The sequence below is a fragment of the Modestobacter italicus genome, assembly GCF_000306785.1.
GTDB classification, from domain to species: Bacteria; Actinomycetota; Actinomycetes; order Mycobacteriales; family Geodermatophilaceae; genus Modestobacter; species Modestobacter italicus.
Genome location: NC_017955.1, coordinates 2,769,184 through 2,788,764, shown reverse-complemented (window position 1 = coordinate 2,788,764; position 19,581 = coordinate 2,769,184). Strand labels below are relative to the sequence as shown.

General features: G+C 75.6%; 17 protein-coding genes. 9 read left to right on the top strand and 8 right to left on the bottom strand.

Annotation, left to right across the window (positions count from 1 at the left end; translation table 11 throughout):
* Window positions 1-55 precede the first annotated feature (55 nt).
* A complete protein-coding gene (locus MODMU_RS13490) occupies window positions 56-616 on the bottom strand; it encodes a DUF6328 family protein (protein WP_014740828.1) in 561 nt (186 codons plus the stop codon).
* 214 nt (window positions 617-830) lie between these two features.
* Between MODMU_RS13490 and MODMU_RS13485 the strand changes: the two genes are divergently transcribed.
* Window positions 831-1,751, top strand: coding sequence for a YhjD/YihY/BrkB family envelope integrity protein (locus MODMU_RS13485; RefSeq protein WP_014740827.1), 921 nt, complete (start codon window positions 831-833; stop codon window positions 1,749-1,751).
* A 117-nt stretch (window positions 1,752-1,868) separates the two neighbouring features.
* Window positions 1,869-2,408, top strand: a complete 540-nt coding sequence (locus MODMU_RS13480) for an NUDIX hydrolase (RefSeq protein ID WP_166503489.1) — start codon at window positions 1,869-1,871, stop codon at window positions 2,406-2,408.
* 10 nt (window positions 2,409-2,418) lie between these two features.
* On the opposite strand, the gene MODMU_RS13475 is transcribed toward MODMU_RS13480, so the two are convergent.
* Window positions 2,419-5,163 carry a winged helix-turn-helix domain-containing protein gene (locus tag MODMU_RS13475; protein WP_166503488.1) on the bottom strand — a complete coding sequence of 915 codons (2,745 nt, stop codon included), beginning with the start codon at window positions 5,161-5,163 and terminating at the stop codon, window positions 2,419-2,421.
* Complete coding sequence (locus MODMU_RS30040; RefSeq protein ID WP_014740824.1) at window positions 5,160-7,751, bottom strand: winged helix-turn-helix domain-containing protein; 2,592 nt, start codon at window positions 7,749-7,751, stop codon at window positions 5,160-5,162. The genes MODMU_RS13475 and MODMU_RS30040 overlap by 4 nt, the downstream gene beginning before the upstream one ends.
* Before the next feature lie 339 nt (window positions 7,752-8,090).
* On the opposite strand from MODMU_RS30040, the gene MODMU_RS13465 reads away from it, so the two are divergent.
* Window positions 8,091-8,978: an MIP/aquaporin family protein gene (locus MODMU_RS13465; protein WP_014740823.1), complete on the top strand. Its 888-nt coding sequence runs from the start codon at window positions 8,091-8,093 to the stop codon at window positions 8,976-8,978.
* A gap of 17 nt (window positions 8,979-8,995) precedes the next feature.
* The gene (locus tag MODMU_RS13460; RefSeq protein WP_166503487.1) at window positions 8,996-9,388 is read left to right on the top strand and encodes a three-helix bundle dimerization domain-containing protein; all 393 of its coding nucleotides are present in this window, start codon (window positions 8,996-8,998) and stop codon (window positions 9,386-9,388) included.
* 109 nt (window positions 9,389-9,497) lie between these two features.
* Here MODMU_RS13460 and MODMU_RS13455 read toward each other — a convergent pair whose 3' ends face one another.
* A complete protein-coding gene (locus MODMU_RS13455) occupies window positions 9,498-9,953 on the bottom strand; it encodes a DUF7144 family membrane protein (protein ID WP_014740821.1) in 456 nt (151 codons plus the stop codon).
* 277 nt (window positions 9,954-10,230) lie between these two features.
* Between MODMU_RS13455 and MODMU_RS13450 the strand changes: the two genes are divergently transcribed.
* Together MODMU_RS13450 and MODMU_RS13445 are read left to right on the top strand one after the other, a co-directional pair.
* Window positions 10,231-10,722 (top strand): DUF1269 domain-containing protein, encoded by a 492-nt coding sequence (locus MODMU_RS13450; protein WP_014740820.1) that lies wholly within the window; start codon window positions 10,231-10,233, stop codon window positions 10,720-10,722.
* A gap of 233 nt (window positions 10,723-10,955) precedes the next feature.
* Window positions 10,956-13,313 carry an arylsulfatase gene (locus tag MODMU_RS13445; protein ID WP_014740819.1) on the top strand — a complete coding sequence of 786 codons (2,358 nt, stop codon included), beginning with the start codon at window positions 10,956-10,958 and terminating at the stop codon, window positions 13,311-13,313.
* A 57-nt stretch (window positions 13,314-13,370) separates the two neighbouring features.
* On the opposite strand, the gene MODMU_RS13440 is transcribed toward MODMU_RS13445, so the two are convergent.
* Window positions 13,371-14,333, bottom strand: coding sequence for an HAD family hydrolase (locus tag MODMU_RS13440; protein WP_014740818.1), 963 nt, complete (start codon window positions 14,331-14,333; stop codon window positions 13,371-13,373).
* A gap of 212 nt (window positions 14,334-14,545) precedes the next feature.
* Here MODMU_RS13440 and MODMU_RS13435 point away from each other — a divergent pair, with 212 nt between their 5' ends.
* The 3 genes from MODMU_RS13435 to MODMU_RS13425 all read left to right on the top strand — a co-directional run bounded on the left by MODMU_RS13435 (window position 14,546) and on the right by MODMU_RS13425 (window position 17,459).
* Window positions 14,546-15,043, top strand: coding sequence for an NUDIX hydrolase (locus MODMU_RS13435; RefSeq protein ID WP_014740817.1), 498 nt, complete (start codon window positions 14,546-14,548; stop codon window positions 15,041-15,043).
* Between the two features lie 65 nt (window positions 15,044-15,108).
* Window positions 15,109-15,726 carry a hypothetical protein gene (locus MODMU_RS13430; protein ID WP_197537412.1) on the top strand — a complete coding sequence of 206 codons (618 nt, stop codon included), beginning with the start codon at window positions 15,109-15,111 and terminating at the stop codon, window positions 15,724-15,726.
* A gap of 152 nt (window positions 15,727-15,878) precedes the next feature.
* On the top strand, window positions 15,879-17,459 hold the full coding sequence (locus tag MODMU_RS13425; RefSeq protein ID WP_014740814.1) for a DUF2252 domain-containing protein: 1,581 nt from the start codon (window positions 15,879-15,881) through the stop codon (window positions 17,457-17,459).
* A 28-nt stretch (window positions 17,460-17,487) separates the two neighbouring features.
* On the opposite strand, the gene MODMU_RS13420 is transcribed toward MODMU_RS13425, so the two are convergent.
* The 3 genes from MODMU_RS13420 to MODMU_RS13410 form a co-directional block, all read right to left on the bottom strand.
* Entirely contained in the window at window positions 17,488-18,018 is a 531-nt protein-coding gene (locus MODMU_RS13420; protein ID WP_083869730.1) for an RDD family protein, read from the bottom strand.
* Window positions 18,005-18,997, bottom strand: a complete 993-nt coding sequence (locus MODMU_RS27075; RefSeq protein WP_166503486.1) for a hypothetical protein — start codon at window positions 18,995-18,997, stop codon at window positions 18,005-18,007. Before MODMU_RS27075 ends, MODMU_RS13420 begins: the two co-directional genes overlap by 14 nt.
* Before the next feature lie 122 nt (window positions 18,998-19,119).
* Window positions 19,120-19,527, bottom strand: a complete 408-nt coding sequence (locus MODMU_RS13410) for a PLDc N-terminal domain-containing protein (RefSeq protein ID WP_041795263.1) — start codon at window positions 19,525-19,527, stop codon at window positions 19,120-19,122.
* Window positions 19,528-19,581 lie beyond the last annotated feature (54 nt).

The following is a 19,581-nucleotide window of genomic DNA, read 5'->3' as shown; positions in this document are numbered from 1 at the left end:
GCGGCGGCCGGGACGCCGGCACCACCCCGCACGGGTGGGCGCCGGACCGGGGCGGTCAGTCCTCCGGTGCCACCCCTGGGCCGTTGCGGCGCACGGCCAGCGGGAGCGCGTACCAGGTCAGCAGGCCGGTCAGCGCGGTCAGCGAGCTGCCCAGCACTGCCTGCCAGCGACCGAGGGCGACGTCGAGGATCAGCAGCAGCGCGCCGCAGATGGCCGGGGCCAGGAGCCCGAGGCCGATGATCAGGAACCGGTCGCCGACGAGGACGAGCGCGGCCTTCTGCCGCCGTCGGAACACCAGGCGGTGGAACGACACCGGGGCGATCAGCAGGACGGTCGCCAGGGCCGTGGTCAGCAGCGTCACCGTGTAGACGGTCAGGCCGAAGTCGTCCAGCTCCTGGAACCGCTGGGTGAAGCTCAGGCTGAGCAGGAAGCCGAAGAGGATCTGCACCCCGGTGAAGGCGACCCGCAGCTCCTGCAGGAGTTCGTTGAGGTTGCGGTCCAGGACCTGGTCGATGGTCTCGCCCCGGGACTCGGCGCTGCGGACGGCCGGGGAGTGGCCGAACGGCCCGCTGGTGGCCGGGGGCGGTTGGGCGTCGGACGCGGCCCGCCGCCTCACCCGCGCCGCTTCCGCTGTCCGCTCACGGATCCACCCTGCCGCAGATCGGGGACGCCGTCATCCTCCGCGACGGGTGACCCCGCACGGGTCACCCGGCCCGGGGGATGCCGTGCTCAGGGCGCCCGGAGAGGGTGCCGGGACCGGCCCGCGGCGTCGAGGGTCGGTCCGGGGGCGCAGTCCGGGCCCCGGACGAGGGAGGAGCGGGACGCTGACGGTGCAGCAGCTCCGCGCGTCGGCCGGCCGGCTGGAGAGGACCTTCCCCGGCCGGTGCCTCCGCACGTTCCTCGACCTCCGCGGTCTCGACCGGGCCGTCGTGGTGTCCTCGCAGGCGTTCACCGCGCTCATCCCGCTGCTGATCCTGGTGGCCGCGGCGTCGACGTCCGGCAGCACCGACGTCATCGGCGCCGGGCTGGTCCGCCGGTTCCGGCTGGAGGGGGACGCGGCCAGCGCGGTCGACCGGCTCTTCGCCCAGCCGGCCGACAGCAGCACCGGCGCGCTGAGCGCCCTCCTGCTGGTCGTCTCGGTCCTGTCGCTGACCCGCCGGCTGCAGGCGATGTACCAGCTCGCCTGGCGCCTGCCGCCGGTGCGCAGCGTCCGTGCCCACGTGGACACCGGGCTCGGGCTGGCCGTCCTCGTGCTGGGCCTCGGCGCGGTGTACCTGACCCGGTCGCTCGTCGGGGAGCTGCCGGCCGACCGGGTGCTCGTGCCCCTCGCCTCCGCCGGTGCCGGTCTCCTCCTCTGGGTGACGCTGCCGTGGCTGCTGCTGGACCGGCGGGTCGGCTGGCGGAGGCTGCTGCCGGTGGGGGTGCTGATGGCCGTGGGCACCGGCGTCTACGGCGTCGTGTCGACCCTCACCATGCCGCGGATGATCGAGTCCTACAGCCGCCGGTACGGGCTGTTCGGGATCACGCTCGCGCTCATCGGGTGGCTGCTCGTCATCGCGCTCCTCCTCGTCGCCACCACGGTGGCCGCCGGTGAGCTGGACCGGGCGCAGGAACCGTGGGCCCGGCGTCTCCGGCGGCGGCTGGGCGTCGAGCCGCTCGCGACGGTCCCGTCCCCGGGCCCGCCGGAGCGGGCGACGGTGCCCCCGTCCGCCACGGGTGGGACGGCGGCGGACCCTCCTCCCGGGCACTGAGGTCAGGTGTTCCGGGGCCGGCCGGGGCACGGGCTGCCGGCCAGGTGAGCCGGGCGTCCCACCGGCTCCCGCGGTCACCCGGTGGGGAGGACCCCACCACCGCGCGGGGGCGGGACCGTGGCGGCAGCAGCTCAGGACGCCCGGGACGGGGGCACGGTCATGACGACGATCGAGCGGGTCGACCGGCCGCGACCGGTGCCCACCCCCCAGCCCCCGACCGGGGTGGCGACCACCGTCGCACCCGCCGTCTTCGTCGCGGTGCGGGGGTGGGGAGGTCGGCTGCTGCTCGTCCAGCGCTGCGACAGCGGGGTCTGGGAGATGCCGGGGCGCCGGGTCTCGATCGGCGAGACCGCCGTCGAGGCCGCCGTGCGGGGGACCGCCGAACGAGCGGGCATGCCGGTGCTGGTGACCGGTGTCGTGGGCCTGTTCACCGATCCCCGCGTGCTCCTGCGGGACGCCGACGGGGTGGTCTGCCAGCAGTTCGCGGTGCTGTTCCGGGCGCGCTCCCTCGGCGGCGTCCCCCGAGGCGACGGACGCGTGACGAGCCGGGCCGCCTGGGTGCCCCTGGCCGACCTCCCCGGGCTCGTGGTGGAGCCCTACGAGCGGCGGTGGATCGTGGAGGCCCTGGCCCAGGAGGAGGCTCCGCACCTCGGGTGACGGGCACCGCTCACCGGAGCACCCCGCGGTCGCGTGCCGCGGCGACCGCGTCCCGGCGCGAGGAGACACCCAGCTTCGCGTAGATCGACCGGATGTGGCTCTTCACGGTGTTCACCGAGACGGTGAACTCGTCGGCGATCTCCCGGGCGCTCAGCAGGGAGGGGAGCAGCGCGAGGACCTCCAGCTCCCGTTCGCTCAACAGCACCGTGGGCTGCTGCACCACCACGGCGCGGGCCGCTGCGACGGCGGCGGCGAAGCGGCCCCGGTCGTGGGACAGCCACGCGTCCAGCAGCTCCTGGGTCAGCGGCCCGGCGAGCGCGAGCGGCCTGACCCCGCCGATCGCCTCCGCCTCGCCGAGGGCCGTCCCGAGCGCGGCCCGCGCCGCCGCCCGCTCCCCGGCGTGCAGCGCAGCCTCCGCCTCGAGCAGGTGCGCCTCGACCCGGGTCGACGGGAGGAGGACCGGCGGGCGGGGCGAGCCCAGGGGCGCCAGCGTGACCCGGACCGCGTCGTGGCGACCCCGCGCCGCCTCGGTGCGCGCCTTGAGCAGCAGCAGCTCGCCCGTGGTCCCGACGCGCGCCTCCAGCCACCGCGCGACCTCGGAGGCAGCGGCGAGGTTGCCGTTCTCCAGCGCCACCTGGTGCTCGAGCAGCGCGAGGGAGGCGACCATGCCCGGGGTGGCCGGGTGGTCCGCGAACTCGACCCGGGCCGCGCGCAGCTCCGCCAGCCCGCCGGCCTGGTCGCCCTGGTCGGCCCGGGCGGCCCCGTGCACGGAGTGCAGGGTCCAGGCCGCCTCGGGGGGGACACCCTCGCCCAGCACCAGCACCTCCGCGGCCCGGGCCGCGGCGACGGCGGGCTCGCCGCGCAGCAGGTCGGCCTGGGCGAGGAACGCGGTCGGCCCCGCGGTCCAGGCCGACGGGTGCCGGCCGTGGCGGGTGGCCGCGGCCACCGCCTGCTCGGCCGTCGCGATCGCCCCGCCCTGGTCCCCGGAGGCGGTGGCGAGTGAGCTGAGCGCCCACAGGCCCTGCACCTCCAGGTAGCCGAGGTGGCCCTCGTGGGCCAGCCGGACCGCCCGGGCCAGCTCGTCCCGGGCCGGCTCGACGTCCACCCCGCCGGGGTCGCAGAGCAGCGCCACGCCCCGGCTGAGGTGCAGCAGGGCGACCAGCTCGGCGGGCAGCCGGTCGTGGTCGACCGGTGCGTCGTGGTCCCAGCCGGGCAGGCCGCGGCTGGTGGCCAGCAGCTCGGCGCCGGCCCGGAGGGCGGAGAGGTCGGCCTCCGGGGACGGCGGCCAGCTCCGCCGGGCGTTGGTCAGCTCGGCGAGGGCGGCGGGCAGGTCCCCGCCGTCCAGGTGGGCGACCGCGGCCAGCAACGCCAACCGCGGGTCGGTGCTGCGCGGGCCGGGGCCCGCGGCCGCGAGGGCCCGCTGCAAGGGGCCGAGCTCGCCGCGTACCAGCAGGGTCACCCCCCAGCGGTGCAGCAGGGCGGTCAGCAGCCCGGGGTCCCCGGCGCGCCCGGCGTGCCGCAGGGCGTGCACCGGCTCGACCTGCGCGGACCACCAGCCCGCAGCGGTTGCCTCGGCGTTCCGGTAGCCCTCCGGCCGGTGCCGGACGAGGTCGGCCACGAGGTAGGACCGGAGCAGCGGGTGGATCCGGTAGTGGCCGGGGGAGGTGCGCTCGACGAGTGCCGTCTCGTGGTGCAGCTGGTCGAGCACCCGGTCGGCGTCGGCGTGCCCGGTGAGCACGGCGGCCAGCTCGGCGGCCAGGTTCGAGCAGACGCTCACCAGCCGGAGGAGGTCCCGCTTCTCCGCCCCCAGGCCGCCGAGGACCTCCCCGGTCAGGTACTCCGCGATCGAGCGCTCGTCGCCGGAGAAGCTGGCGAGGAAGGCCGCGACGTCGTCGGTCCGGCGCAGCGCCAGCGCGGCGAGCCGGAGCCCGGCCACCCACCCCTCGGTGCGGGCGTGCAGGGCGGCCACCTGGTCGGGGAGGAGGTCCAGGCCGGCGGTCGACAGGAGCCTGCCGGTGTCGGCGACGGTGAAGGCCAGCGCGTCCGCCCGCACCTCGTGGACGCGGCCCTCGAGCCGGAGCCGCGGGATGGAGGTGGGCGGGTCGGACCGGCTGGCGAGCACGAGGCGCTGGCCCGCCGGGAACCGCCGGACCAGCCGGTTGAGGTCGCGCAGGACGTCCTGGCCGGTCAGCTCCTGCACGTCGTCGAGGACGAGCCGGACCGGTGGGTCGCAGGTCTCCAGCACCGCGACGACCGCGTCCACGAGGTCGCCGTCGGTCGGCGGGACGACGTCCCGGGCCCCTCCGGGCCGACCGTCCCGGGAGAGGCAGGGCAGCGCGTGCAGCGCCGTCAGCACGGCCGACCACAACCTCCGCGGGTCGTTGTCGTCGGCATCGACGGTGACCCAGGCCGTCTCGGGTCCGGCCGGGTCGCGCACCCAGTCCGCGAGCAGGAGGGTCTTCCCCGAACCCGCGGGCGCGCTGACCACGACGATCTGGCCCGGGCCGGCGGAGTCGAGCCGCAGCCGCAGCGCCGGCCGGGCGGTGAACTCGGCGGGCAGCTCGGGGACGGTGGTCTTGCTGGCGTGCACGCGCAGCAGGCCCGGCGGGACCGCGCCGGCTGCCGGGTCCTCCGTGCCCGCCCGCGGGTGCGGCACCGACCACGACGCCGGGCCGGGCGGGTCGACCGGGGCTGGGGGCGGCGGTGCGGCGGCGGCGGTGGACGCAGGGGGAGGGCTCCCGCCCGGTGAGGTCACCGCGGCACCTCGTGCTCCCACGCCGTGAGGACCGCCTCGCGGCGCGTGCTCACGCCCAGCTTGCCGTAGATCGCCCGGACGTGGCTCTTGACCGTGTTCACGGACACGTCGAGGTCGTCGGCGATCTCGCTCAGGTTGCTCAGCGAGGCCAGCTCGGCGAGGACGTCCCGCTCCCGCGCGCTGAGCGAGGCCGGCAGGGGCTCGCGTGCCCGCCGCTCGGACGCAAGGCAGCGGAACGTGAAGGCGGACCGGTCCCGGACGCCGCCGAGCTGGTCGACCAGCAGCGCCCGCAGTCCCGGGCCGGCGATGGCGAAGGGACGGACCAGGTCCATCGGCTCGGCCAGGTCGAGCGCCGCCTGCAGCGCGGACCGGCCGGCCGGCCGGTCGCCCGTCCGCTGGGCTCCCCACGCGTCCACCAGCCACGCCTCGACCGTCGTCGAGCGCAGCACCGCCGGCACACGTCCCTGCAGCAGCGGGGCCACCGCGGCCCGGGCCGAGCGCGGGGACCCGGAGGCCGCCTCGGCCCACGACCGCATGAGCAGCACCTCGGCGGCCGCATCGCCCCGTGCGGCCAGCCGGCTCAGCACCGAGGCCGCGGCGGTGGGCAGGTCGAGCAGCAGCGCCGCCCGGTGCTCCAGCAGTGCGGCCGACGCGGCCAGCGGGGCGGGGAGGTGCGCCCCACCGAGCTCGGCCTCGGCCTGCTGCAGCTCCAGCAGGCCCGCCGTCCGGTCACCGAGGTCGCACAGCGCCCCGCCCCGGGCCGCGCGGAGCGCGAACCGGAGGGCCGGCTGCGGCGTCTCCTGCATGGCCGCCAGGCCCTCGCCGGCGGCCGCCAGGGCACGCTCCGGGGCCGCCTGGGCGAGGCTCGCGTGGGCCTGCACGGCACGGGCGCTGACCACCCACGGCGAGTCGAGCCAGCCGTGCGCCGTGGCCGCGGCGACCGCGGCGCGGGCAGCCCGCTGGGCGCGGGAGTGGTCACCGCCGGTGACGGCGGCTGCCGCGATGAGCGCCTGCGACTCGACCTCGAGCAGACCGAGCTGCTGGTCGCGGGCGACGGCCAGAGCCGCCTCCAGCTGCCCCAGGACGGCAGCGAACCGGTCCGGCGCGAGGGCGCCGGCCGCGAAGAGCCCCGCCGCGCCCCGGCCGAGCGACTCCAGCGCGGCGAGGGCGGAGCCGTCCGTCCCGGGCACGTCCTCGGCCGCGGGGCAGCCGAGCCCGGCCAGCCCCGAGGTGGCGCTCCGGAAGCGCGCCAGCAGGGGGTCCTCGGGGCCGGGGGCGACCGCAGCGCGCCGGACGTCGGCCTGCGCGGCCGTCCAGTCGCCCTCCCCGATGTGGACCTGGGCGGTGATGAGCGGGAGCCAGGGGTCCGGCTCCGGCTGCCGCGGCTCCAGTGCGGCCAGGAGCCTGCGCAGTTCGCCGTGCTGGCCCGCGGCGACGAGCACCGCCGCCCACTGGTGCAGCAGGCCGATCGTGAGCTTCTCGCTCCCGCTCTGCGCCGCGTGGCGGAGGGCACGCAGCGGCGCACCCGCCGCCGACCACCACTCGGCGGCCCTCCGGTGCAGCTCGGCCACCACGACCGGACCGTCGCGCTGCAGCTCAGCGGTCAGGTAGGAGCGCATCAGCTCCTGCACCCGGAACTCCGTCCGGTGCGGCCCGGCGGCGGTCACCAGCCCCGTGGTGTGCTCCAGGCCCGCCAGCACGTCCCCGGCGTCGACCCGACCGGTGAGCTCGACGGCGAGCAGCACCGGCATGGGGTCGCTGATGCTCACCCGCCGGAGGAGGTCTCCCTCGTCCGCGGAGATGGCCGAGAAGACCTCGTCGGACAGGTAGTCGGCGACCGACCGGTCGTCGCCGGAGAACGCCGCCAGGAAGTCGTCCGCGTCGGGGTGCTGCCGCAGCGCGAGGGCGGCCAGCCGGATCCCGGCCACCCAGCCCTCCGTGCGCTCGTGCAGCAGCGCGCTCTGCCGGGACGTCAGCCGGAGCCCGCAGCGGTCGGCGAGGGAGCCGGTCTCCTCCGCCGAGAAGGCCAGCTGCCCGGTGCGCAGCTCGCAGAGCCGGCCCTCCATCCGCAGCCGGGCGAGGGGGAGGGCCGGGTCGGCGCGGCTGCCGAGCACCAGGCGCACGCTCCCCAGCTGGTGGCGCAGCAACGCCTCCACGCCGTGCAGGGTGGCCGGGCTGCGGAGGTGGTGCGCGTCGTCGAGGACCAGCCGGATCCGGGTCGGCACGGCGTCCAGCGCCTGGAACAGCTCGGTGAGGAAGTCGATGCCGACGGTCGTGCGGGGCACCACCAGGCTGCGCAACGGGCTGGACGGCGGCACGGCAGGGCAGGCCGCGAGCGCCGCGAGCACCGACGTCCAGAGCCGGCGGGGGTCGTCGTCGTCCTCGTCGAGGGCCACCCACGCGACGGGGACGCCGTCGCAGCGGACCCAGTCGGCCAGCAGCAGCGTCTTGCCGTGGCCGGGCGGCGCGCAGACCAGCGTGACCGCGCTGTCGTCACCCCGGTCGAGGGCGGTCAGGAGGTGCGGCCGGGGCAGGAACACCGGGGGCAGGCAGGGGACCGACGTCTTCGCTCGAGGAACCGAGGTCATCACTCCTCCTCTCGGAGTGGTGGCGGCGTCCCCAGGCCGGGGTCGGAGCCACCGCGGATCGGCACGCGCCGGTCGGACGGTGTCATCCGCCACCCGGCAACCGTGCCCGGTCGAGGGCCGGGACCGCGTCACCCGCTGCGGGTGAGCGGCGCCGTTCCCGCGCCGTTGTCCGGCTCCCGACCACCACGGCGGGGTGGTCCTCCGCCGGGGGGAGGGCGGGGACGGCCGCGCGGACGGGGCCCGCGGCACCACCTCCGGGCGGTCATCCCTCCCGGGTGGGGTCGGCGGCTCCCGCCGGGTGGCACGGTCGCCCCTCCGAACGCCGACCGGAGGTGGCCCGTGCGCGACGAGGGAGAGGCACCCGCCCAGGCGGGCCAGGACCGCAGGCAGCTGCCGCGCACGCTCGGCACGCCGGACTCGATGCTCGCCCAGTTCGACTTCTGGGACCGGCGGTACGAGGGACGGCGGTTGTTCTCCGAGCTGCTCGGGACCTTCTTCCTCGTCCTCGTGGCCGTGGGCGGGGGCATGGTCAACGCGCGGTTCGGCGGCTCCGCTGTGCCCTACGGCGCGCTCGTGGTGGCCCCGGCGCTGATGGTCGCCGCGATCATCCTGTTCATGGGCGCGGTCTCCGGCGCCCACCTCAACCCGGCGGTGAGCATCGCGTTCGCGCTGCGCGGTGACTTCCCCTGGAAGCGGGTGCCGGCCTACGTGGTCGCGCAGCTGGTGGGGGCCGTCCTGGCCACGCTGCTGCTGCTCGCCCTGCTGGGGGACCAGGGGAGCGCGGGCCTCACCCTGCCCGGCCCCGGGATCTCGACGTCCACGGCCATGGTCTGGGAGATCGTCCTGACGGCCGGGCTGGTGAGCACGATCCTGGGGGTGTCCTCCGGAGCGCAGCAGCTCGGACCCATCGCCGCGATCGGGGTCGGCAGCTACATCGCCCTCGCGGGGTTGTGGGGCTCACCGGTGAGCGGGGCCTCGATGAACCCCGGCCGGTCGCTCGGCCCGGCGCTGGTCCTCGGGGACTGGACGTCCTGGTGGGCCTACCTGCTCGGACCGGTCGCCGGTGCGCTGCTCGCGGTGGGCGCGGCGTACGTCCTGCGGGGTGCCGGGGGCGGCCGCAGCGGCCGGGCCGCGGCCGAGGGCACGCTGGGCAGCGAGTGGGGGCTCGGCCCCACCGACGCCGGGGGCGCCGGGCCGGTGGCCGGACAGCGCCCGCCGGCCCGGTGACCGTCACCGGGGACGGCGTGACCGCGTCCCGCTGGTCCGCGCCACCGGCCGGGTCGTCCTCGGGGGGTGGCCCGGCCGGTGCGGCCCCCGCCCGCACCCCGCTGGTGGTCCCGACCGAGGTCCCGCCGACCACCGTGCTCCCGCGGGACGAGGGAGCCGAGGGCGTCCCGCGCCCCGGCGGTCCGGTCGCCGCCCGCCGGGACCTCCTGGCCGGCGCGCACAGCGTCGACGAGCGGATCCGGCAGCTGGAGCAGCGGTTGCTGGCCGAGGCGGCGGGCGACCCGCACCGGGAGCGGGACCTGCAGGCCCACCTGGCGCACGCGCGGACCCGGTTCGCCTCGGCGACCGTGCGCCAGTTCCTGCCCATCCTGATCGAGCGCGAGGTGCGCCGGCGCATCGCCGGGCACTGACCGGCGCTGCCCTCCCGCGGGGGGAGTGCGCTCGGCGGACCGGTCACGCGCAACGGCCCGGCCCCTCGAGGGGCCGGGCCGCTCCGCCCGTGCTCGCGCGACGGGGACCTCACCTGGCGTCGTGCAGCTCCCGGCCGTGCACGACGAGCGCGTAGATGACCACCACGTCGACGGCGATGATGATCGTGCTCCACACGGGGTAGGCGGTGATGAACGCCAGGTTCAGCACCGCGCTCAGCACGGCCAGCAGGACGCCGACCGCACGGGCGACCACGTTGCCGGTCAGCACCCCGACGCCGGCGATGGCGACCAGGGCACCCAGGAACAGGTGGACCCAGCCCCAGACGCTGTAGTCGACGTTGACCACCAGGCCTGCTTCGGTGACCCCGTAGAAGCCGTCGTCGAAGATCGCGACGAGGCCCTCGATGGCCTGGAACGTGCCGAGCATGATCATCATGACGGCGGCGAACACGACCCACCCGGTCCACCGGGTCGGGTCCGGGCTGTTGCCGTAGGCGGGCCGGGTCGTGTCCACGGCGGGACGGGACGAGCCGAGATCGGTCATCGGTGCTCCTCGGAGGGGCCGACCGGGTCAGGTGCCCGGATCGCGTCCACCGTCTCCCCATCGGGTGCGCCGGGCGTCACTCGGTCGGGGTGACCGGCGACCGGGTCGTCGGCCCGCCCCGCCGCCGGCCCGCCGCCGCCCGCCGTGCGGGGCCGCGCCGATCCTCCGGATCGGGTGATGCCCGGACGACGACGCGGTTCCGAGACTGGCCGTGGTCCTCGTCGGTCCGGCGACCGCCGGGAGCCGGCAGGGAGTCCGACGACCTGAGGAGCACGGCATGGCGACCTTGACGGTGTGGAAGTTCGACACGGCGGGCGGTGCAGAAGGCGCCCTCACGGCGCTCGAGCGGATGCAGAAGGAGGAACTGCTGCAGATCAACGACGGCGCCTACGTCTACTGGCCGGAGGGCAAGAAGAAGCCGAAGACGGAGCAGCTGCACAAGCTGGCCGGGGCCGGCGCGCTCGGTGGCAGCTTCTGGGGGCTGCTCTTCGGGTTGATCTTCTTCATCCCGCTGCTCGGGATGGCCGTCGGTGCGGCCATGGGCGCGATGGCCGGGTCGATGTCGGACGTCGGGATCGACGACCAGTTCATCCGCGAGGTGCGCGCGCAGGTCACCCCGGGGACCTCGGCGCTGTTCGTGCTGACGTCGAACGTGGTCGTCGACAAGGTGGTCGAGGAGTTCCGCAACTCCGGCGCGACGCTGGTCTCGACGAACCTCACGAACGAGCAGGAGACCAAGCTGCGGGAGGCCTTCGCGGACGTCGACTGAGCTCCACCGCACCGCACCGCACCGCACCGCACCTCCCCGGGCGGACCAGGCGCCGCAGCCTGGATCCGCCCGGGGAGGTGCTGCACGTCCGGGCCCGGCCGCCCCGGTCGGGACGACGCGGCCCCGACGGGCGCAGCGCCTTCACCTCGCCGAGGTGAGGTCCCGCCCGCGGCGGCTCAGCAGGCTCGGCCCACCGCCCGTGCTGGCGCGGGCACCCCCGATGAGGAGACGTCATGTCCGAACCGTTCCGTGGTGTGGTGGGCCTCGACATCCGTGACTCGACGCCGGACTGGGCGCCGTTCTCCCAGGCCGTCGCCCCACCGGACACCCCGAACGTGGTCTATGTCGTGCTGGACGACGTCGGCTTCGGGGCGCTGGGCTGCTACGGGGGCCTGATCGACACCCCGAACATCGACCGGGTCGCCGCCGCCGGGCTGCGGTACACGCAGTGGCACACCACGGCCCTGTGCTCGCCCACCCGCTCCTGCCTGCTCACCGGCCGCAACCACACCACCAACGGGATGGCCTGCATCACCGAGGCGGCGACCGGCTTCCCGAACGGCAACGGGCACGTGCCGCCGGAGTGCGCCACCCTGCCCGAGGTGCTGGTCGAGCGCGGCGTCAGCACGGCCATGGTCGGCAAGTGGCACCTGTGCGCGCAGGACGAGATGAACCTGGCCGCCACCAAGCGGAACTGGCCGCTCGGGCGGGGCTTCGAGCGGTTCTACGGCTTCCTCGGTGCGGAGAGCAACCAGTGGTACCCGGACCTCGTGCACGACAACCACCCGGTCGACGCCCCGGCGAGCCCCGAGGACGGGTACCACCTGAGCGTCGACCTGACCGACAAGGCGATCGAGTTCATCGACGACGTCAAGACCATCGCCCCCGAGCGGCCGGTGTTCCTCTACTACGCGCTCGGTGCGGCCCACGCGCCGCACCAGGTGCCGCGCGAGTGGGCGGACCGGTACCGCGGCCGGTTCGACATGGGCTACGAGGCGGTCCGCGAGCAGATCCTGGCCAATCAGAAGCGGCTGGGCATCGTGCCCGACAGCACCGAGCTGCCGCCGATCAACCCGATCGGCACCCCGGGGGCACGGACCGGGCCGAAGGGCGAGCCCTACCCCCCGCTGGACTACACCAAGCCGTGGGACACCCTGTCGGCCGACGAGCGACGGTTGTTCGCCCGGATGGCCGAGGTCTACGCCGGGTTCCTGTCCCACGCCGACCACCAGATCGGCCGGCTGCTGGACCACCTCGAGTCGATCGGTCAGCTGGAGCACACGATCGTCGTCGTGGTGTCCGACAACGGGGCCAGCGGTGAGGGAGGTCCGGACGGCTCGGTCAACGAGAACAAGTTCTTCAACGGGGTCCCCGACGACCTGGCGGCCAACCTGGCCATGCTCGACGAGCTGGGCGGCCCGAACACCTACAACCACTACCCGACCGGCTGGGCGATGGCGTTCAACACGCCGTTCAAGATGTGGAAGCGCTACTCGTTCAACGGCGGGACCTGCGACCCGTGCATCGTGTCCTGGCCGGCCGGCATCCCCGCCCGGGGCGAGCTCCGCCACCAGTACCACCACGCCATCGACATCGTGCCCACCGTGCTGGAGTGCCTGGGGCTGGCCGAGCCCGACACCGTGCGCGGGGTGACCCAGATCCCGATCCAGGGGGTCAGCATGGTCTCCAGCTTCACCGCCCCGGACGCACCCTCGACCCGGACGACGCAGTTCTACTCGATGCTGGGCACCCGCGGCATCTGGCACGACGGGTGGAAGGCGGTCACCACCCACCCGGCGCTCGGCGGCTGGGGCGGCTACGCCCAGGACACCTGGGAGCTCTACCACGTCGAGACCGACCGGTCCGAGCTGCACGACCTCGCGGCCGAGGAACCGGAGCGGCTGGCCGAGCTGATCGGGCTCTGGTTCTACGAGGCGGGCGTCAGCCACGCCTTCCCCCTCGACGACCGGTCGGCGCTGGAGATCATCCTGACGCCGCGGCCGCAGCTGATCCCGCCGCGCGACCGCTACGTGTACCGGCCCGGCGGCGCGGAGGTCCCGGAGTTCATCGCGGTCAACGTCCGCAACCGGGACTTCAGCATCGGGGCCGAGGTCGACCTCCCGAGCCCGGGCGCGCAGGGGGTGCTGTTCGCGCACGGCAGCCGGTTCGGCGGGCACACCCTCTACGTGAAGGGGAACCGGCTGCACTACGTGAACAACTTCGTCGGCGTGACCGAGCAGCGGGTCGACGCGACCGAGGACCTGCCGGTCGGCGACGGCCTGATCCTGTCCGCCAGCTTCGCGAAGGCCGGGGAGGACCCGCCGGGCACCGCGCACGGGACGCTGTCGCTGTTCCACGGCGACCGCAAGGTCGGGGAGGGGCAGATCCGCACCCAGCCGGGCATGTTCTCCCTCGCCGGGGAGGGGCTCACCGCCGGGCGGGACAGCGGTGAGCCGGTCACCGACGACTACCCGGGCGAGGCGCCCTGGCGGTTCACCGGGGGCACCCTGCACCGGGTGGTCGTCGACGTCTCCGGGACGCCGTACGTGGACCTGGAGCGCGAGGCCGTGGCGATGATGTCCCGCGAGTGAGCCCGGTGGGCCGCCCGGCACGGGTCGTCCCCGTGCCGGGCGGCCCGGCGCGGGGGCTCAGAAGACGGTGGCCCAGTCGTCCCGCATGCTGACCAGCGTCCAGCCGTCCCGGCCGGCGCGGGCGAGCGCTGCCTCGGCCCCGGTGGTGTAGCTGAACTCCCGCTCCGCGTCGTCGTGGACGAGGAGCAGCCGCAGGCTGGGCAGCCCGGGGCGCTGCGCGAAGTCGAGCATGGCCCCGTCGCCGTCGGAGTTCCCGGCGGCCAGCAGCGGCCGGCGGCCGACCCGGCTCCAGATCCGGATCGGCTTCTGCAGGCCGTCGTCGAGGAGGTCGGGCACGGGGGTGTGCGTGAGGGCGCCGCCGGCCCCGTCCTCGGCGAAGGCCAGCGTGGCGGTGCTGCCGATCACCCGCTCCGGGGGCACGCCGTAGAGCTCCTGGCTGACCGGGCGGATGAAGTCCCGGCCTCCGCCGGAGGCGATGTAGCTGGTGAACCCGGAGGCCGCCAGGTGCGCCAGCAGCTCGACCATGGGCCGGTAGGTGCACTCCAGGTACGGCCGCCCGAGCGTGGGGTGGCCGGCCGTCCGGAGGAAGCCGCGCGAGCGCTGCTCGAAGTCCTCGACGGTCATCCCGGCGTAGCCGGCCAGGATGCCGGCCATCAGCACCTCGGCCTTGCGGTCGTCCCCGGCGTAGTGCTCGGCGACGGTGCTGGCCAGCCACCCGGCGTCGCGGTCACGTGCCGCCTTCCACGGCTGCCGGTCGCCGAGGGCGGGGTCGGCCTGCACCATCTCGACCAGCCGCCGCAGGACGAAGTCGAGCTGGACCGGCATCGGCTTCTCGCACCACAGGGTGCCGTCGTTGTCGAACACCGCCACCCGCTCCTCAACGGGGACGGGCTCGGTCCCGTCCGCGCCGCGGACGCGGTCGACGAACGCGACGACGGCGTCCCGGGCAGCGCCCGGTCGCCAGCTGGGCAGGGGATCGGTGCCGACCGCGGTCGGCCCGGCGAGGGCTGCGGAGTCCATGGGGTCGAGCGTGCTGCGGGCGCGGCGGCGGCTGCTCACCCCGGGCAGGGGAACCGGGAGGCCACCGGAGCGCGGTGTGCGGCGGCCGAGCCGGCCTCGACGGGGGCCAGTCAGCTGCGGGCCCGCGCTGCCGTTCACCCTCTGCGGGGGAGGTCCGGCCACCGGCCGGGAGGGACCTTGTGGGCACCCGTACCCGAGAGCAGGGCACCTCCATGACGACGATCAACCGCACCGCCGCCGGCCGGAAGGTCTACGTCCACGATCCCGACGCGCCACGGGCGAGCGTCGTCGTCCCCTCGGTGTTCGTCGTGGCGCGCCGCCGCGACGGCCGGCTGCTCCTCGTGCGGCGGTGCGACAGCGGCGCCTGGGAGCTGCCCGGCGGCCGGGTGGACGTCGGTGAGAGCGCCTGCGAGGCCGCCGTCCGGGAGACGGCCGAGGAGGCCGGCGTCCCGGTGGTCATCACCGGCTTCGCCGGGATGTTCACCGACCCCGGCTACGTGGTCCAGGCCACGGACGGCGAGGTCCGCCAGGTGTTCGCGCTGGTCCTCCTGGCCCGCGCGCTCGACGGCACGCCCCACGGGGACGCGTACGAGACGAGCGAGGCCGCCTGGTTCGCACCCGAGGACCTCGGCGGGCTGGTGATCGCCTCGCCGGCCCGCGCCTGGATCCAGCAGGCGCTGGACGTCGGCGCCCGGCCGTACCTGGGGTGACGCCTGCGGACCGGCCGGCGCCCCGGCCGGGAGGCCGCTCGAGCGAGAGCTACGCGTGGCCCCTGGTGGCCGTCTCGGCCGTCATCCTCCCGCAGGTGCTCGTCCCGGCCCGGAACCGTGTGGGGCCACCGCTGCTCGTCCCGCTCGTGGAGGGCGTCGCGGTGCTGGTCCTGCTGCTCATCGCCCTCCGGCCCGGGCCCGTGCCGCGCGCTGCCCGGTCGCTGGCACTCGGCCTCTTCGGGCTCCTGGCGGCGGCCAACGCGTTCGCCGCCGGCCGCCTGGTGCTGCTGGTCCTGGACGACGGCGCGGTGGACGGCGTCGCGCTGACCGCCGGGCGGCTGCTGGTGGCGGCCGGGCTGCTGCTGCTCGCCAACGTGGTCACCTTCGCCCTGCTGTACTGGCAGGTGGACGGTGGTGGTCCGGCGGGGCGTGCCGCCCAGCAGCCGCCGTACCCCGACTTCCAGTTCCCGCAGACGGTCCCGCAGGGAGTGGCGCCACCGGACTGGCGACCGCACTTCGGGGACCACCTCTACGTGGCGTTCACGAACGTCGTCGCGCTGAGCCCGACGGACACGGTGCCGCTCACGCTGCGGGTCAAGGGCCTGATGGCGCTGCAGTCGGCCATCTCGCTGAGCGTGCTCGTGGTCGTCCTGTCCCGGGTGATCAACATCCTGCCGGCGTGAGGACGGCCGGCCCGGGTGTTCACCCCGTTCGCATGACGCCGCCCGCCGCCGGGGGCGGGAGCGTGGCCTGGACGCTCGCACGTCCGTCCCGCACAGCCGCCTCGCCGGGCAGCCCCCCACCCGGCGGCGGACCCCACCCGAGGAGCACCCCGATGAGCCGGTCCACGACCCGCGGCACGAGCCGGAACGGCGCCGTCCCGACCAAGCGGACCCGGCGCCCGGCCGGCGGGGCCTCGGTGGCCCCCGCACCCCGGCGCGCGACAGACCCGGCCGTGCCGACGCCGCCCACCGCCGTCGTGGCCCCGACCGTCGAGGGCCAGCTGGAGGCGGTGGAGCGCGCGGTGCCGCACCAGACCCGCGACGAGCGGGTGGCCCGTGGGAAGGCCGCCCGCAGCGAGGTGCCGCGGGAGAGCCACGCCGGCTTCCGCCCGGCGGCCGACCGCAGCGACCCGGTCTCGCTGCTCGAGGGTCAGGGCACGACCCGGGTCCCCGAGCTGCTGCCCATCCGCTACGGCCGGATGGCCTCCTCGCCCTTCGCCTACTACCGCGGTGCCGCGCTGCCCATGGCCGCCGACCTGGCACCCACCCCCCGGTCGGGCCTTCCGGTCCAGCTCTGCGGGGACGCCCACCTGGCGAACTTCGGGGTGTTCGCCTCACCGGAGCGCAACCTGGTCTTCGACCTCAACGACTTCGACGAGACCCTGCCCGGACCCTGGGAGTGGGACGTCAAGCGGCTGGCCGCCAGCCTGGAGATCGCCGGCCGCTCCCGGGACTTCCCGGCGCGGACCCGCCGGCGCATCGTCGAGGCCGCGGTCGCCCGGTACCGGAAGGCCATGCGGGCGTTCGCCGGGATGACCGCCCTGGAGGTCTGGTACGCCCACGCCGACCTGGACACCGTCGGCGCCGTCGCCGACGTCTCGCTGGCCGCCCGCCAGCGGAAGGCCCTGGCCCGCGGCGGCGCCAAGGCGCGGACCAAGGACAACCTCGGGGCGCTGAGCCGGTTCGCCCGGATCGAGGACGGGGAGGCGCGCCTGGTGGCCGCCCCGCCGCTCATCGTGCCGCTCCGGGACCTGATCCCCGACCCGGCCGAGGTCGCCTCGACCGAGCAGATGCTCGCGGCGCTGATGCGGACCTACGCCCAGACCCTCCCGCCCGAGCGGCGCGTGCTGCTGGAGCGGCACACGATGGTCGACATGGCCCGGAAGGTCGTCGGCGTGGGCAGCGTCGGCACCCGGTCGTGGATGATCCTGCTGCTCGAGGACGGCGTCGCGCCGCTGTTCCTCCAGGCGAAGGAGGCCGGACCCTCGGTGCTGGAGGAGTACGCCGGCACCAGCGCGTTCGCCAACTGCGGGGAACGGGTCGTGGTCGGGCAGCGCCTGATGCAGGCGGCCAGCGACATCTTCCTCGGCTGGGTGCAGTCCCCGGGCTTCGACGGCCGGCCGCGGGACTTCTACATCCGGCAGCTGCGCGACTGGAAGGGCTCGGCCGAGGTGGAGCAGATGGTGCCGGCGGGCATGCGGGCCTACGGCGAGATCTGCGGGTGGACCCTGGCCCGCGCGCACGCCCGCTCCGGCGACCGGGTCGCGATCGCCGCCTACCTGGGCAAGGGCCCGGAGTTCGACGTGGCCATCGGCGAGTTCGCCGACGCCTACGCCGACCAGAACGAGCGCGACCACGCCGCGCTGGTGGCCGCCATCGCCTCCGGCCGGATCGTGGCCGAGGCGGACGTGTAGCCGTCCGCCGCCCCGCCTGCCGGGGAGCTCAGTGCGCCGGCCAGTCGTAGACCACCGACGTGCGCAGCAGGAGGTCCTGCAGCGAGCGGTTCTGCCGGCTCACCGCGACCCAGAGCACACCCAGCGGCAGCAGGACCGACAGCACGGCGCGGGCCGCCGCCACGGACCAGCGCGGGCGCCGGCCCCGCCGGTCGGTGACCCGGAGCCCGAGGAGCTGGTCGCCGTAGCTGCGCCCGGTGAGGGCCCAGGTCACCGTCAGGTAGCCGGCCAGCACGGCCAGCCCGAGCGCGATCAGCAGCGCCGACCCCGGTACCGGGAAGCGGAAGGACGTCGTCTGCGCCAGGAAGAGGACGCCCGCGGTGCCCAGGTAGCCGGCCAGCAGCAGCCCGAGGGCGACGACGATGTCCACCCCTGCGGCCAGGGTGCGGCTGACCAGCCCCGCCCGCCGGGGTCCGCCGGCGGGCGCCACCGGGCTCCGCGGTGGCCGGGCCGGCTGGGCGGAGGAGTGCCAGGGGTGCTCGGCTGCCGGGGTGCCGGGCGGTCGCTCAGCGGTGGCCATCGTCGTCCGCCGGCGGGGGAGTGGTCAGGGCGGTGCGGCGGGGCTGGCGGCGCAGCAGCAACCGGTCGACGAGCCGTTCCACCGCCCGGTCGGCGTCCGCCGTCGAGGAGCGGACGTCGTCGACCACCTGCTGGGAGATGGTCTCGGTGGAGGACCGGATGACCTGGCCGAGGTCCATGCCCTCGGCGACGTACCGGGCGAGCCCGATGAGGTCCAGCCGCTCGATCACCTGGTCCAGGTCCAGCCGGCCGGCGGCCCGGTCGACGTCGAGCCGGTCGATGACGGCGTCGAGGTCGAGGGCGGCGGCGATGCGGTCGATGTCGAGCCGGTCGACGATCGCGTCCAGGTCGACCTGCGCGACGATCGCGTCGATGTCCAGCCGGGAGACGACGGCGTCGAGGTCGGCCCGGGCGACGACGGCGTCGACGTCGACGCGCTCGATGACCTCGTCGAGGTCCAGGCGGCGGGCGGCCCGGTCGACGTCGAGCCGGTCGATGACGGCGTCGAGGTCGAGGGCGGCGGCGATCCGGTCGATGTCCAGCCGGTCGACGACAGCGTCGAGGTCGACCCGGGACACGATGGCGTCGAGGTCGACCTGCGCGACGATCGCGTCGAGGTCCAGCCGGGAGACGACGGCGCCCAGGTCGACCCGGGCGACGACGGCGTCGACGTCGACCCGTGCCACCACCGGGTCGACGTCGAGGAGCTGGGCGATCCGGTCGAGGTCCACGAACTCGGTCACCACGGCGACCACGTCGATCCGGGTGAGGACCTCCCGGACGACCTGCGGCAGGACCAGGTCGGCCAGCCGCCCCGCCCGCTCGGTCAGGTCCCCGACCTCCGCCCGGACCAGCCCGGCGGCCGTCGTCCGCGCGCGGCGCAGCGCCCAGGTGGCGACCGAGGACGTCGGCCGGAGGACGCGGCCGGCCACCGGGAGGCGCAGCGCGGCCCCGTAGGCGCTGGAGACGAGGCCGGGCACGCGGACCCGGTCCACGACGGTGGTCGACGCGGCGTGCGTGCCGGCGGGCTCCGACGCCCGTGGGGACGGGACCAGGGTCCGGGTGCTGGGCGGTCGGCGCAGGGCCACGGCCGGTGGCCGGGTCAGACCAGGGCCCGGCGCTTGATCGCGTCGAACTCGTCAGCGGTGATGGTGCCCTCGTCGAGCAGCTGCTTGCCGCGCTGGATCTCCCCGGTGCCGCCGGCGGGGGCCTGGGCGGAGATCCGTCGCATCCTGTCCTCCAGCTGCTGCTGGGCCTCCGCCGCCTCCTGGGCGCGGCGTCCGACGATGTCCCGGCCCTCGACGATGAGGTAGGTAAACACCCCGAGGTAGGGCAGCAGGATGACGACGACCGTCCAGAGGGTCTTGCCCCACCCGCCGATGTCGCGACGCTTGAAGAGGTCGTCGAACACCACGAAGAGCAACCAGAAGAACAGCAGCAGCCCGAAGAACACGATCATGGACCACATGACGTCCAGGAGCGGGTAGTCCTCGGTCGCGGCCAGTGCCATGGCGTACCTCCAGGTCGGGTCACCGTCATCGTCGGCCGCAGCGGTCGGCTGCCC

What these genes read in the sequence shown, in the direction of transcription:
- MODMU_RS30040 (WP_014740824.1), bottom strand. Translation starts at nt 7,751, where the DNA reads ATGACCTCGGTTCCTCGAGCGAAGACGTCGGTCCCCTGCCTGCCCCCG.
- MODMU_RS13455 (WP_014740821.1), bottom strand. Translation starts at nt 9,953, where the DNA reads ATGACCGATCTCGGCTCGTCCCGTCCCGCCGTGGACACGACCCGGCCC.
- MODMU_RS13450 (WP_014740820.1), top strand. Translation starts at nt 10,231, where the DNA reads ATGGCGACCTTGACGGTGTGGAAGTTCGACACGGCGGGCGGTGCAGAA.
- MODMU_RS13445 (WP_014740819.1), top strand. Translation starts at nt 10,956, where the DNA reads ATGTCCGAACCGTTCCGTGGTGTGGTGGGCCTCGACATCCGTGACTCG.
- MODMU_RS13440 (WP_014740818.1), bottom strand. Translation starts at nt 14,333, where the DNA reads ATGGACTCCGCAGCCCTCGCCGGGCCGACCGCGGTCGGCACCGATCCC.
- MODMU_RS13435 (WP_014740817.1), top strand. Translation starts at nt 14,546, where the DNA reads ATGACGACGATCAACCGCACCGCCGCCGGCCGGAAGGTCTACGTCCAC.
- MODMU_RS13425 (WP_014740814.1), top strand. Translation starts at nt 15,879, where the DNA reads ATGAGCCGGTCCACGACCCGCGGCACGAGCCGGAACGGCGCCGTCCCG.
- MODMU_RS13420 (WP_083869730.1), bottom strand. Translation starts at nt 18,018, where the DNA reads ATGGCCACCGCTGAGCGACCGCCCGGCACCCCGGCAGCCGAGCACCCC.
- MODMU_RS13410 (WP_041795263.1), bottom strand. Translation starts at nt 19,527, where the DNA reads ATGGCACTGGCCGCGACCGAGGACTACCCGCTCCTGGACGTCATGTGG.